This is a genomic window from Hymenobacter negativus, from assembly GCF_017571495.1.
GTDB classification, from domain to species: Bacteria; Bacteroidota; Bacteroidia; order Cytophagales; family Hymenobacteraceae; genus Hymenobacter; species Hymenobacter negativus.
The window spans coordinates 1-13,491 of record NZ_JAGETZ010000004.1; the positions used below are offsets into that span (position 1 = coordinate 1).

Here is a 13,491-nt window from a genome sequence, read left to right on the forward strand (position 1 = left end):
TCACCAGGCAGCTAATCAACCTGAGTTGCCTGGTGAAGATGCGTCGACTTCGCTCAGCAGGACGATTGGTGTCGGGCTACTTATGCGCCTTTTGATGCCAGAATATCCACCATTTCGATGTGGGGAGGACTGGCCCACAAATCGGCGTGCGTGCCCAAGGCAGCCGCTACTTGCCCCGCGAGGTGGGCTTTGCGACCAGCTTCGTCGGGGAAGGTGTCGAAAATACCGAAGGTCGATGGGCCCAGACGCAGGGCGTACCAGGTAGTCGTAGCGGGCTCGGCCTCTACAATGGGCAGGGCACCAGCCAGGAAATCGGCAACGGTTTGTTCGTGGCCGGGCTTCACTTCGAGGCGAACCAGCAAGGCAACTTTTACCATGAGAAAAGAAATTAGGGTTGAAATTCCTTTCTCAACAAACTACCGCCCGATTCGGCTATTTCGCACTGATATTTAGCCCATGATAAAATTGATGGTGTTGGTAATCACGCCCAAATCGCGCAAAATACGGTTGTGACCCAGGCCATTTGTGGGGTGCAGCACGGCATTAGGCCAGGCGGCAGCAATCTGTTGGCCTTCGGCAAAGGGAATGATTTCGTCGCCTTTGTCGTGCACAATCAATACTTTTTCGGCACCGCTGGCGGGTCCCGCTACTGCGGCGGCAAACGAGTCGGCGGACCGGCCAGTGGTTTGCTGGATGTAATCAGCAAAGCGCTCAACCAATGCCGGAGGCAAGGATAAAAATTCGGCGAAGCGCCCGGCCACAGCCCGTGGGCTTACGGGCGCGCTTATCAGCACGAGGCGCGGCAGGGCCGCACCCAAGGGCAGCCGCACCGGTAGGCCCGCCACCGAAGCCGCCCCGAAGGAATGGGCTACCATGGCCCGCACCTCGCCCAGCGTATCCACTACGGACTGCACAGCTCCACCGAAATCGATTAGCGTGGTTTGCCGCCCGCCCGACGCGCCGTGCGCGGGCCCATCCAGAGCCACCACGCGGTAGCCCGCCGCCAGCAGCGGCGGCACCCAAGCCCGCCAGAAGCTGGCCCGGTGCTCCCAGCCGTGCACCAGCAGCACAGCCGGCGCGGCTATTGCTCCCCATTCGTATACGGCCACAGGACTGGTTTGGTAGTCAACGGTCCGACGGCGTGCAGTAGCCAGCGCGGGCGCTTCCCAATCCTTGGCAGGCAGGCGGCGCGGCGTGCAGAAAAGCTTCCAAGCCTGCCTAAATGCCAAGGTCGGGGCTACGGCCCAAAGGCCCTTCAGCTGCAAGCGCAGCCACCGCAAGCCGGCCGGCGGCGAGGGATAGCGAATTTTCGGAGCAACAGCAATCGGTTCGGGACTAGCCATAAAAAACTCGTGGGCGGGCGAATAGATGTTGGTCATGTAACAGCGGGCGCTTTGGTTGCTGAAAAAACTTCTACTGATTTAGTAAAGCCTTGACGTGGAATACTCCAGCTAGAAATCAGGCAAACAGCTCCAGCCGCAGCTGGCCCACTATCACCTGAAAGGGTGTTTCATCGTGCACGCGGGCTACTTGCAGGGCTCCCGCCAGCGTGGTGAGCACCTGCGCAGCCTTCGCCGCAGGGCTGCCCACGAAGCGCAACGAACCCGTGGCCCGGCCCACAGCCAGCACCTGGGCCAGCCACTCCGTTAGCTCGCGGTTGAAGGTGCGCAGCTCGGCTTGCATGGGTGCAGGCAGGGTCCGGAAATCAGCGGCTAGCGAGCCGAAAAGGCACACGCGGCGGTCGTGTCCGAGGTGGTTGTCATACACGGCCAGCAGGGCTTCGAACTGCTTCTGGGGCGGTAGGTCGGCCACGCGCGGCAGGTCGCGCCACTTGCGCAGGCGGCGCAGCTGGCGCGCCACTAGCGCAGTGCCCAGGTCGTCTTTGCTGGGAAAATGGTAGTGAATGGCTGCGGGCTTCACACCTAGCTCTTTGGCCAGGTGTTGGTAGCTGAAGGCATTAAAACCCCGCTCCAGCAACAGTACCTCCGCTAAGTCGAGGATGCGTGTGCGAGTATCGGGGACGAAGGCGGCAATAGGCGTTGGCGTAGTCATTGGGCCACAAATATACAGCTTACTTACTAATTAGTAAGTAGTTTTTATGTGATACAAAAAATGCCCTTCTCACAAGTGAGAAGGGCATTTTTTACGAGTCTATCCTATCTGACAACTACTGCTTCAAAGGGCCTTCGTTGCCTCTCGCGTTTCGATGGGTGCGTTTAGCGGTACTTGACCAACGCCTTATGTAAATACGTCATTGGTACAAGCCGTCCAACTGACATTATCCGACCCGATATCAATATACCAAAGTCGTATAACCGAATGCGCAGGGCAACAGTAGCAAACATCCCGAAATGATAGATATCACCTTATCAATCAGAGCGTCATAATACCACGGTCGTCCCGGGCTTTCCCGGCTCAGCTTTCTGTGTCGCTGCTTCCCAGCCCCAGCGCATTCACGGCGGCCTGAACAGCTTCGGCGCGGTAAGCGGGCGCGGTGGCGGGCGCTTTGAGCAGGCGCAGTAGGCGCTGGTATTTCTGGCGGCCCTCGGCCAGCATTTGCTCGCTCACGTCGATGGTAAAGACGCCGAATGGCTCTATTTTTTGCACCCCTACTAATAGGAAGCGGTCAGCTTGCAGGGCATCGGTGTAAAAGGCAGCCTGACGGTCATAGTCGTAGGCCGAGCATTGCCAGAGGAAATGGTCGGCGTCGCGGGCGTTGGTGGTTTTGAAGTCGATGATGGTGAAGGGCTCGTCGGGCTGGTTCACCACCAAGTCAGCGCGCAGCTTGCACAGCGTGTCGGTTTCGGGCTCGGTAAACAGGGCACTTACTTCGGACGTGCCTTGGTCGAGCAGCGTATTTAGTTGGGTATTCATCTTCACGCCATCCACCAGCCACCACACCAATGTGTCGTTGAGGCCGGGCTGGCCGGGCACGTAATCGGCCGGTTCCAGCAGGGCCGTGTGAAAGGCGGTGCCGAAGCTCAGAGCGCCTTCATTGGAACTGGTTTGGGGGCGCGGGGCGCGGCCGTCAAGGGCATCGCGCAGGCGTGATAGGTCAGAATTGGCAATAGCGGGTAGGGCGCGGTAGGTGTCGTAGTCGAGGCGCAGCAGGTCGGGGCGGCGGGTAGGCGAAGTAGGCATAATGCCTTTAACAGCAAAACCACTCAATTAGTGACGGCCATAACGCACATGCCCGGCCCGATTGCTGTTTTGTAGCAACCAGGCCGGGCCCAACCCTTCGTTATCAATCGATTATTTATTCATAAAATACAGCGTAAGCTTCAGGCGGTTCTCCGAGCGCCTGGGGCCGCCCAGCACCACGCGCTCCGGTGCGGTGGGCGTGGCCGACGCCAGCAGCAAGCCATTGTTGTCGAGGGTACGGTTGGCTACCGCCTGGCAATATTCGGTCACCGACAGACTGTAGCGACCCGTTTCCAGGCCAGTAAGGGCCGACGTACCGCTCTGAAACGGCACACTGACCACCGTGCCCGTTGTGCTACTGCCTAATGCCAGCCCCTGCTGATTGCCCCGGCCGCTGAGGTACACCGCCAAGTTGGTGGGCGGGCCTAGGTAGCGGGTGCTGCTGCCCGGCACCACCTCCGCCGTGAGGTAGGCCTGCACGATGGTTAGCGTTGAACCAAAGGTCCGCAGGTCGGTCAGATAAGGGATTTCCACCTTGGTTTGCAGGCCCAGTACCCCATCGATATAGGCTTCCTGTGCAGTTTGAGCCACATCAAGGGATTGCAGCGGCGTGGTGAGGGGTGTGAGCAACGTGCCCGTGCGGTCGGCCGTTACCTGGTAAAAGTGCTTGGTGCCAGCGGCCAGCGTGAACTCCTGCGCGATGGCCGAGAGCGGGGCGGCAGGGTCGTGGGTGTAGAGATGCAAAGCGCCTCCTTCGGCACTGACCTGGGTGCGCAGCAGAGCGGCATCGTCATTGGCTCCCGGTGTTAGCACTAGGCCGGCTAGCAGGTAGTTTACCTCGGCTTCGGTGGTGAGACGGCCGGCCTGACCTCCGCTCAGCAGTTCCCGGCCTAGGGCATCGGCCAAGCGCAGGCGCAGGGTGCGCAGGCTGGGTCGGGCGTAGATGGGCCGCGCGCTGGTACCTTGGTTGAGCACCGTCGCATCGTAGCTCAGTTGATTGAATGCATAGTAGGTCTTGGCATCTTCGAACTGGTCGCGCAGGCGATGCACTTCTACCGTTTGCTGGCGAGTGGTGTCGCCATAGCGGTAGGCATCGGGCTTGAGTTCCAGCACCAGCGAATCGAACACTTCGGTGCTACCAGGCGCGTAGGCTGCCGCTAGGCCCACCCGGAAGTAGCTGCGCGCCGTGATGGTGCCCAGGCGTGGGTCGTGGTAGCGGCCCACCAGCAAGTCGTCGCTGGCAGACGTGGCCACCGAATCGTGCCACACCGTAGCCAGTCGCACCGTAAGCGTGTCTACGTAGTAGCCGCTTCCGCTCGGGCTTACCTGCGGCACATCGATGGTGATGTTGCCGGCCGGGTCGCAGGCCGTAACAGCAGCAACCAATAGGCTCACTTTCAGCCATTGGGCCAGGCGAGCACCCCATGCAGGCTTAGTCCACATCGGCGTTGGGCTCCAGTATCCAAAGGTCGTCGTAGCGTGTGCTGCCGTTGGCACCCAGGCCGATATAGCCATAGTCGCCCAACCCAAATGCTACCGCCGAAGTGCGTGAGGAGCCGCCAAAGTCGGTTTTCTGGTACCAGTTGTCGTCGGTGGGGCTGTAGGCCCAGCAGTTGGTTAGTTGCGAGTCCTTGCTACCCAAAGCCACAAACCCCGTATTGCCAATGCTGAACGCTACGCCATAGGCGCGAGGCACAGCGCTGAAGTTGTAGTTGTCGCCAGCCACGTTATCATCGTTGAGAATGAGGGGGCGGTGCTCGGCCCAAGTTTCGGTGCTGGGGTTGTAGCTCCAGTTATCGGTCTGGTAGGTGCCATTATCAAGCCCAGTGCAGATGTAGCCTTCATTGTTCACAACAAAGGCACTGGCTCCCAACCGCTTATTGCCGCCAAAACTAGGCTTCTGGGTCCAGGCATCGGCCAGCGGGTCGTACTGCCAGAAGTCTTTCTTGTAGTTGCCATCATAGCCGGTGCCCACGTAGCCCTTGTCGTTGATGGCGAAGGCCACGGCTCCGTAGCGGGCACTACCTGCAAAGTCGGCTTTCTGGGCCCAGGTATTGGTGCTGGGGTCATATTCCCAGAAGTCTTTTAGCCGGTTCAGGCCATCGTAGCCAGTGCCCACGTAGCCTTTGCCATTAGCCGCGAAGGCCACGGCCTGGTAGCGGCCCACACCGGGGAAGTCGGCTATTTGCCGCCAGGTATTGGTAGCCGGCGTGTATTCCCAAAAGTCCTTGTACTTGTCGGAGCCGTCGGTACCCAAGCCCACGTAGCCCTTGCCATTGATTACGAAACTCACCGCTGCACTCCGGGCCAGGCCTTCAAACTGCGAACGGCTTTCCCAGGCCCCAACAACGTAATCGACATCGGTTGACTCTTTGGTGCAACTACCCAAAACAGTCATAATAAGCAGCAGCACTGCCAGCAAGCGTGTTTTCTTCATATAGAAAGTGAATGTGTGAAATGTGCCTAGAAGAGGTCGCTGGCCCGAACTCTGGTTGCAACCCTGCCCTAACGTCCTCCCCTATTTCGTCCCAAACCACGCTTTTAGCCATCCCAATCGGCAACTAACATCGACCAATCCGAGGCATTCGCAGCCAGTTTGCGGCTTTCGGCGTACGTTCTGGCAACGGCCTTTTGCTTTCACCCGTCCCTCCCCCATCATGTGGATTCCCTACGCTCTGCTCTCGGCTTTCTTCGCAGCCCTCACAGCGCTTTTTGCCAAAATCGGCATCAAAGGCGTCGACTCCGATTTGGCCACGGCCATTCGTACCGTTGTTATCCTGCTACTAGCCTGGGGCATTGCCATCGCACGTGGTGCCACGGCGGGCCTGCCGGCGCTCTCGCAACGCACCTGGATTTTCCTGGTCCTATCGGGCCTGGCCACGGGCGCTTCGTGGCTGTGCTATTTCCGTGCTCTCAAGTTGGGCCCCGTGAGCCGGGTGGCACCGGTTGATAAGCTCAGCGTAGCCCTGTCGCTGTTGCTGGCCGTCGTGTTTCTGGACGAAACCATTTCGGCACGCGGCGCGCTAGGCGCAGGGCTGATTCTGGCCGGCACCGTGGTACTGGTCTGGGCATAAAAAAAGCAGGGCCGACACGCTAGGTACCGCCCCTGCTCTTTCAGGAAACTGCTTTAGAAATCTGTCAGCCTGCGCGGAATGCCCAGAACGATAAAGACAGACCGCTACTTTGCCAGCTTAAACAACGCGCTTTGGCTTTTCCAGCGCGCCACTTTAGCCCCAATTTCGGCTAGTCCCAGGTTGTGAATACTGCCCAAATGCGTGGTCTGAAACTCGCGGTGCGGCACATAGCTACCGTCTTCCACCGCCCGGCCCACCTGCTGGTACGCATCCCGGAACGGCACCCCGGCAATAATCAGCTGGTTGATATTTTCGACTGAGAAAATAGGGTCATATTTCACCTGCTCAATTACGCCGGGCTTAATTTTAATTTCGGGCAGCGCAAACAGTAGCATATCCAGCAAATCGGCGAACTGCATCATTGGTCCGAATAACAGTTCCTTCAGCAGTTGGAAGTCGCGGTGGTAGCCGCTGGGCAGGTTGCTGGTGGCCAGTATAATGTCATTGGGCAGCGCCTGAAGGCGGTTGGCATGGCCGCGCACCAGCTCAAATACATCGGGATTTTTCTTGTGCGGCATGATGCTGGAGCCCGTCGTAAACTCCTTCGGCAGGTTTACAAAGCCTAAATCCTGGCTGTTGTACATCACCAAATCATACGCCAGCTTGCCCAGCGTACCAGCCGCGCCCGCAATGGCAAAAGCCAGGTTTTTTTCGGTTTTGCCGCGCAGCATCTGTGCGCCGACGCTACTCACCGCCACGCTGCCGAAATGCATTTCCCGCGTTGTCATCTCCCGGTCAATCGGGAAGCTGCTGCCAAAGCCCGCACCGGAGCCTAGCGGGTTCTGGTCGGCCACCGTATGCGCGGCCTCAAATAGCGCCAAATCCAGCAGCAAATGCTCGGCATAGGCCGAAAACCACAGCCCGAAACTACTCGGCATAGCCGCCTGAAAGTGCGTGTAGCCCGGCAATAAGTCGTTTTTGTGCGCCTCGGCCTTTTGCAGCATCACCTCAGCCAGGGCTAGCATCTGGGCAGCCGTCCGCTCAGTATAGTCTTTAATGAACAGCTGAATGGCCGTCAAAACCTGGTCGTTGCGCGAGCGCGCCGTGTGGATTTTCTTGCCCGCGTCGCCAAATTTCTCCGTCAGGTAATACTCAATCTTGGAGTGCACGTCTTCAAACTCCTCGCCAATGGTAAAAGTACCAGCCTCAATCTCAGCCGCCAATTCGCGTAGTCCCTGCTGAAGCTGCTGGTTTTCATCTGCGCTGAGCAAGCCGACCTTGGCCAGCATGTTGGCCTGCGCCTTGGAAGCCTGCACGTCGAACTTGGCTAAGTAGAGGTCTAGCTCCCGGTCGTGCCCCACGGTGAACTGCTCAATTTTTTTATCAACGGCAATGCCTTTTTCCCAGATTTTCATACTGGCAAAGGTAGCGCCACCACCAGTAGTTGCATGCCGCCTAACTAGCACAGCACCCTGTTAAGCCAGCAAAAACTTGGCGCAAATGCCCCCGCAAGTTGCCGTAATTTTCCAGCACGCCAGCTGTGGTAAAACACTATTTTTGGGGAACCTTATCACTGGAAAAAAGATGCAGAAAATTACCACCTTCCTCACCTTCAACGACCAGGCCGAAACCGCCATTAAGCTCTACACGGACCTTTTCAAGGATTCTGCCATTCTCGGCACCACCTATTACGCTGAGGGCTCGCACATGCCTGGCGGCACCGTGATGACGGTTGAATTTGAATTAGCCGGCCAGCGGTATGTAGCCATGAATGGCGGCCCGCATTTCACCTTCACCGATGGGATTTCGCTCGCCGTGGGCTGCGAAAACCAGGCTGAAATCGACTACCTCTGGGAAAACCTCACCGCCAACGGCGGAAAGCCCGGCCAATGCGGCTGGCTGAAAGACCCGTTCGGTTTATCATGGCAAATTACTCCGTCTAACCTCGGCAAACTCCTGAGCAGCCCTGACCCAGAGCAAGCCAAACGCAGAATAGGAGCCCTCATGCAGATGAATAAAATTGATATTTCCGCGCTGGAGAATGCTTAATTAGGGAAGCCGAAAGCCCCTCCTGCTGAGCTTGCAAAAGCATTTCTACCACAACAGTAAATCAATCACTGCAACGGCGTTAAGATGCTTCGACAGTGCTCAGCAGGAGGGGCTTATTTATAGTAATTAATTCTCTGAAAGCGACCTACAATTCCAATCCACTCAATAGCTCGATATAATCCCGAATACCCGCTCGTATTTCGCTCACCAGAATAAACTCATTCGGCGTATGCGAGCGCGCACTTTCGCCGGGCCCCATTTTTAGGGTTTCAAAGGGCATCATCGACTGGTCCGACAGCGTGGGCGAACCGTAAGCTTTCTTGCCCATCGCCAGGCCTTTGCGAATCAGCGGGTGGGTTTCGCTAATGCGGGAAGAATTTAAATGTGTGGAGCGCGGCACAATTTCCGACTGTAATTTCGTCCGCAGGAAATCAATAATTTCCTGATTCTGGTACAGTTCGTTTGTCCGCACATCAATCACGAATTGGCAACGGTCGGGCACCACGTTATGCTGCGTACCGGCGCTTATTTGCGTCACGGTCGTTTTCACCGGTCCCAGCAATGATGAAACCTGTGGAAACTGGTACTGCCGCAGCCATTGAATATCATCCAGGGCTTTGTAGAGGGCATTTTCACCTTCCTCACGGGCGGCGTGGCCGGTTTTGCCATGCGCCGTTGCGTCCAGCACAATCAGCCCTTTTTCGGCGATGGCCAGATTCATACCCGTGGGCTCGCCCACAATTCCAAAATCAATTTTACCCAACTCCGGCAGGATACTACGGATGCCGTTAATACCCGATATTTCCTCTTCGGCGGTAATTGCGCAAATTAAATTGAAGCCATTTGATTTGCCTTGAAAATAGAGAAACGTTACCAGCAGGCTCACCACCGATGCGCCCGCATCATTGCTACCTAATCCAATCAACTTTTCCCCTTCCAACGTTGGACTAAATGGGCCATATTTCCAGCCCTCTCCGGCTTTCACCGTATCATGGTGCGAGTTGAGCAGAATCGTAGGTTTATTTACGTCAAAGTGCGCTGAAACGGCCCACACGTTGTTCTGCCGGCGGTGTGCCGTGACGCCGTGCGCCACCAGGAACGCTTCAATCATCGTGGCCGTGTCAGCCTCCTCCCGCGAAATAGAAGGCGTTCCTATCAGCTGAAGTAATAGCTTAACGGCATCATCGCTCAGCTGCTCTATTAATTCAGGCATACCGTTGTTTTCAACTGGTCATTGATGTGCAGCGCGTGTTCAATAATTACTTTTTCTACGCCGAACTGCAGGGCGTCAAAAGCATTTTCTAATTTCGGTAGCATGCCATCGGCAATGATGCCGCTTTCTTTTAATGATGCATAATCAGCCAGCGTAATACTAGCAATTATCGATGCATCATCATTCACATCGGTCAGCACGCCACGCTTTTCAAAGCAAAAATGTAGTGCTACTGCGTATTGCTTACTTAACGCTTTTGCAACGGAAGCGGCAATAGTATCGGCATTGGTATTTAGTAATTGCCCGTGGCCGTCGTGGTTAATCGGGCAAAATACCGGCGTCAGCCCCAGCGTCAGGAATTGATGAATCAGGTCCGTATTCACGCTGGCTTCGCTCAAATCACCCACAAAACCGTAGTCAATTTCCCGCACCGGCCGCTTCACCGCCTGAATCACGTTGCCGTCGGCACCACTTACCCCTAGGGCGTTGACCCCATAGCTTTGCAACGCCACCACAATATGCTTGTTGGTTTTGCCGGCGTAGAACATGGTCACCAACTCGAGCGTGGCGGCATCGGTAATGCGGCGACCGTTCACCATTTGTGGGGCAATTCCCAGGTGTTTCATCATTTCGCTGGCGCCTTTACCGCCACCGTGCACGAGAATTTTCGGGCCGCTTATTTCGGCAAACAGCCGGATAAATTCCTGCAAGTCCGGCTCGTTGTCAATTATACCGCCGCCTATTTTAAATACGTGTAATTCGGGCTTCATCACTGCTTCACCTATCGCGCAAAACCAGGGCCGGCCGGCGCTTCATTCAAAAATAATGCGAGAAATGTTGTGGGCAAAAGTAGGGGCTTTTACCTTTGCGGCAGAATTGAACCACTTGGTTCGCTGCTTCGTTAAAGCGCCGAATCGACTTAGTTTCCGCCATGCCCTTCCCCGTTTCCACGTTTTTGATTCTCGCTCTGGCCCCTCGGCCCAGCGTGGTCGGCGTGTGCCAAACGACTTGCGCACTGGTGCGACGACCCTAGCGGCTTCAGCAGCCGCATGTTGGCCCCTTGGCCAGCCCCTTTGAGCCGGGCTAGTATCCGCTCAACTTACAGACAGGTTTGGGCTTTAGCAGGATTTCCCCGTATAAAAAGCAACGGGTTTCCGGACAGCCACGCATCTATCCCTAAGTTTTTAAGTAACAATGACAATTCGGGTTGCAACGGAGGCGGACGCACAGTACGCTGACTTATTATGCCAATGGTACGTTGAGTCGGCCAAAACGCGAGGTACGGGTATTGCCAAGCGTGAGCCCGCCTACGTGGCCAAAAAGATGGCTAGTGGCGACGGCATTATCGCCTTCGTGGATGACGAGCTGGCGGGCTTTTGCTACATCGAAACCTTTGACGACAAGACCTTTGTTGTAAACTCCGGCCTGATTGTTAACGCCGGAATTCGCAAAGGTGGCGTGGGCCGGGCTATCAAGCAGGCGGTGTTCGAACTCTCGCGCACCAAGTACCCACAGGCCAAGATTTTCGGTATCACGACCAGCCTGGCCGTGATGAAAATCAACACGGACTTGGGCTACGAGCCGGTTACTTTTTCTGAGCTGACTACCAGCGAAGATTTCTGGAAGGGCTGCAAAAGCTGCAAAAACTACGGCATCCTAATGGAGAACGAGCGCAAGATGTGCCTCTGTACCGGCATGCTCTACGATGCGGCCGACAAGCTCGTGCAAGTGCAGGTACCCGATTTTGCGTCTCATCTCACGCCGCCGCTGCCCATTGGCACCGCCCCTGCGCCTATCCCCTCCTCTGCAACTGATTCTGCATCCTAGACAATGAAGAAAAAAGCCATTCTCGCCTATAGCGGCGGCCTCGACACCTCGTTTTGCGCTGTGTATTTGTCGCGCGACCTTGACCTGGAAGTGCACACCGTCATTGTTAATTCCGGCGGATTTACGGCCGAGGAATTGGCCGCCATCGAGAAGCGTGCCTACGAACTGGGCTCGGTGAAACACGAGGTAATTGACGTTACCACGCGCTTTTATCAGGACTGCCTGCGCTACCTGCTGTTTGGCAACGTGTTGAAGAACGATACTTACCCGCTGAGCGTAAGCGCCGAGCGCATGTTTCAGTCGCTGGCCATTGCCGAATACGCCCGCGCCAACGAGGCTGATTATATCGTGCATGGCAGCACCGGTGCCGGCAATGACCAAGTGCGTTTCGACGTGGCTTTTGCCGTGATTGCGCCCAAAACGGAGATTCTGACGCCCATCCGCGACCTGAAACTGTCGCGCCAGGCCGAGATTGAGTATCTGCAGAAACAGGGCTTCGAAATGAGCTGGGAAAAGGCGAAGTATTCGATTAATAAAGGCATCTGGGGCACCAGCGTGGGGGGCGTTGAAACGCTGACTTCGCACGAGGCACTGCCCGAAAGCGCCTACCCATCGCAGCTGCAGCGCCAGGATTCCGAGCGTGTGGAAATCACCTTTGAAAAAGGCGAGCCCGTGGCGCTGAATGGCGAATCGTTGGAGCCGGTAGCCCTGATTCAGAAGCTGAACGAGCTGGGCGCGGCCTTTGCCGTGGGCCGCGACATTCACGTGGGCGATACCATTCTGGGCATCAAGGGCCGCGTGGGCTTTGAGGCCCCCGCGCCGCTCATCCTCATCAAGGCGCACCACTTGCTGGAGAAGCATACTAGCACCCGCTGGCAGCTGCTGCATAAGGACTACATAGCCAACTGGTACGGCACGCTGCTACACGAAGCGCAATACCTCGACCCGGTGATGCGCGATATGGAGGCCTTCCTGGAGTCGTCGCAGAATCACGTTTCGGGCAAGGTATTCGTGCAACTCAAACCTTACCAATTCGACCTGCTTGGCGTGGAATCGAAATACGACATGATGCAGTCGAAAGTGGCGACCTACGGTGAGGAAAACAACGCCTGGGATTCCCGCGACGCTCGTGGTTTCATCAAGATTTTTGGCAACCAGCTGAAGATTAGCAACAGCCTGCACGATGAAAATTAAGGCCGGCATTGTGGGCGGCGCCGGCTACACGGCCGGCGAGCTCATCCGCATTCTGCTGCACCACGAGTTCGTGGAGTTGGGCGGCATCGTGAGTTCTTCAAACGCGGGCGCCTCGGTGTACCGGGTGCACGATGATTTGGTGGGCGAAACCGACCTGGCTTTTTCCGCTGAGTTAGCGGGCGATGAAGACGTGGTATTTCTGTGCCTCGGCCACGGCAATTCCAAAGCTTGGCTGCAGAAAAACGCCCTGCCCGAAACCACGCATATTATCGACCTGAGCAACGACTTCCGCCTGAACGCGGATGCCGAATTTGCAGGCCGCGAGTTTGTGTACGGCCTGCCGGAACTGAACAAAAGCCGCATCCAGCAGGCCCAGAGCATTGCTAATCCCGGCTGCTTTGCTACTGCCATTCAACTAGCGCTGCTGCCGCTGGCGAAAGCCGGCAAGCTCACCGACGACATCCACGTGTCGGCCATTACCGGCTCGACCGGCGCGGGCCAGAGCCTGTCGGAAACGGTGCATTTCTCGTGGCGCACCAATAACGTGTCCATCTACAAGCCCTTCACACACCAACACCTCGGCGAAATCGGTGAGAGCCTGGCACAGCTGCAGCCGCAGTCGGACGCCGAGATGCACTTCATCCCCTACCGCGGTAATTTCTCGCGGGGCATTTTCGCCAGCGTGTACACGCCGTCGGATTTGACGCAGGACGAGGCGCGGGAGCTGTACAAGCAGTTTTACGCGGACGCGCCATTCACCACGGTTTCGGACAAGGAAATTCACCTCAAGCAGGTGGTGAATACCAATAAATGCCTGCTGCACGTGCAGAAGCAGGGCAAGCAGCTATTAATTACCTCGGTGATTGATAATCTGGTGAAAGGCGCCTCGGGCCAGGCAGTGCAGAATATGAACCTGCTGTTCGGGCTGCCGGAAACGACGGGGCTGAATTTGAAGGCCGGGCTTTTGTAGCAACCTAAAACGTCATGCTGAGC

The 13,491-nt window shown here is 56.7% G+C and carries 14 protein-coding genes; 5 read left to right on the forward strand and 9 right to left on the reverse strand.

Translation table 11 applies throughout. The annotated features are described in order from the left end of the window. Positions 1-80: 80 nt before the first annotated feature. The 6 genes from J4E00_RS09715 to J4E00_RS09740 all read right to left on the reverse strand — a co-directional run bounded on the left by J4E00_RS09715 (position 81) and on the right by J4E00_RS09740 (position 5,578). On the reverse strand, positions 81-377 hold the full coding sequence (locus J4E00_RS09715; RefSeq protein ID WP_070730927.1) for a putative quinol monooxygenase: 297 nt from the start codon (positions 375-377) through the stop codon (positions 81-83). 72 nt (positions 378-449) lie between these two features. After that, complete coding sequence (locus J4E00_RS09720; protein ID WP_208174962.1) at positions 450-1,379, reverse strand: alpha/beta fold hydrolase; 930 nt, start codon at positions 1,377-1,379, stop codon at positions 450-452. A gap of 79 nt (positions 1,380-1,458) precedes the next feature. Continuing rightward, the gene (locus J4E00_RS09725) at positions 1,459-2,052 is read right to left on the reverse strand and encodes a TetR/AcrR family transcriptional regulator (RefSeq protein ID WP_208174963.1); all 594 of its coding nucleotides are present in this window, start codon (positions 2,050-2,052) and stop codon (positions 1,459-1,461) included. A gap of 363 nt (positions 2,053-2,415) precedes the next feature. Beyond that, a complete protein-coding gene (locus J4E00_RS09730; RefSeq protein WP_208174964.1) occupies positions 2,416-3,141 on the reverse strand; it encodes a PD-(D/E)XK nuclease-like domain-containing protein in 726 nt (241 codons plus the stop codon). Between the two features lie 111 nt (positions 3,142-3,252). After that, positions 3,253-4,584 (reverse strand): DUF4270 family protein, encoded by a 1,332-nt coding sequence (locus J4E00_RS09735; RefSeq protein WP_208174965.1) that lies wholly within the window; start codon positions 4,582-4,584, stop codon positions 3,253-3,255. Then, entirely contained in the window at positions 4,574-5,578 is a 1,005-nt protein-coding gene (locus J4E00_RS09740) for a Kelch repeat-containing protein (RefSeq protein WP_213017937.1), read from the reverse strand. Before J4E00_RS09740 ends, J4E00_RS09735 begins: the two co-directional genes overlap by 11 nt. Positions 5,579-5,798: 220 nt before the next feature. Here J4E00_RS09740 and J4E00_RS09745 point away from each other — a divergent pair, with 220 nt between their 5' ends. Beyond that, positions 5,799-6,215 (forward strand): EamA family transporter, encoded by a 417-nt coding sequence (locus tag J4E00_RS09745; protein WP_208174966.1) that lies wholly within the window; start codon positions 5,799-5,801, stop codon positions 6,213-6,215. A 104-nt stretch (positions 6,216-6,319) separates the two neighbouring features. On the opposite strand, the gene argH is transcribed toward J4E00_RS09745, so the two are convergent. Then, positions 6,320-7,630: an argininosuccinate lyase gene (argH, locus tag J4E00_RS09750; protein WP_208174967.1), complete on the reverse strand. Its 1,311-nt coding sequence runs from the start codon at positions 7,628-7,630 to the stop codon at positions 6,320-6,322. A gap of 169 nt (positions 7,631-7,799) precedes the next feature. Here argH and J4E00_RS09755 point away from each other — a divergent pair, with 169 nt between their 5' ends. Then, the gene (locus J4E00_RS09755) at positions 7,800-8,264 is read left to right on the forward strand and encodes a VOC family protein (protein WP_208174968.1); all 465 of its coding nucleotides are present in this window, start codon (positions 7,800-7,802) and stop codon (positions 8,262-8,264) included. 145 nt (positions 8,265-8,409) lie between these two features. On the opposite strand, the gene J4E00_RS09760 is transcribed toward J4E00_RS09755, so the two are convergent. Then, entirely contained in the window at positions 8,410-9,375 is a 966-nt protein-coding gene (locus tag J4E00_RS09760) for a M20 family metallo-hydrolase (RefSeq protein ID WP_317196607.1), read from the reverse strand. Positions 9,376-9,464: 89 nt separating this feature from the next. Continuing rightward, positions 9,465-10,247, reverse strand: a complete 783-nt coding sequence (gene argB, locus J4E00_RS09765; RefSeq protein ID WP_208174970.1) for an acetylglutamate kinase — start codon at positions 10,245-10,247, stop codon at positions 9,465-9,467. A gap of 424 nt (positions 10,248-10,671) precedes the next feature. Here argB and J4E00_RS09770 point away from each other — a divergent pair, with 424 nt between their 5' ends. The 3 genes from J4E00_RS09770 to argC are packed head-to-tail and all read left to right on the forward strand — an operon-like array spanning position 10,672 to position 13,468. Further along, complete coding sequence (locus J4E00_RS09770) at positions 10,672-11,304, forward strand: GNAT family N-acetyltransferase (RefSeq protein ID WP_208174971.1); 633 nt, start codon at positions 10,672-10,674, stop codon at positions 11,302-11,304. 3 nt (positions 11,305-11,307) lie between these two features. Further along, entirely contained in the window at positions 11,308-12,498 is a 1,191-nt protein-coding gene (argG, locus tag J4E00_RS09775) for an argininosuccinate synthase (protein ID WP_208174972.1), read from the forward strand. Next, a complete protein-coding gene (gene argC, locus J4E00_RS09780) occupies positions 12,488-13,468 on the forward strand; it encodes an N-acetyl-gamma-glutamyl-phosphate reductase (protein WP_208174973.1) in 981 nt (326 codons plus the stop codon). The genes argG and argC overlap by 11 nt, the downstream gene beginning before the upstream one ends. Positions 13,469-13,491: the final 23 nt, after the last annotated feature.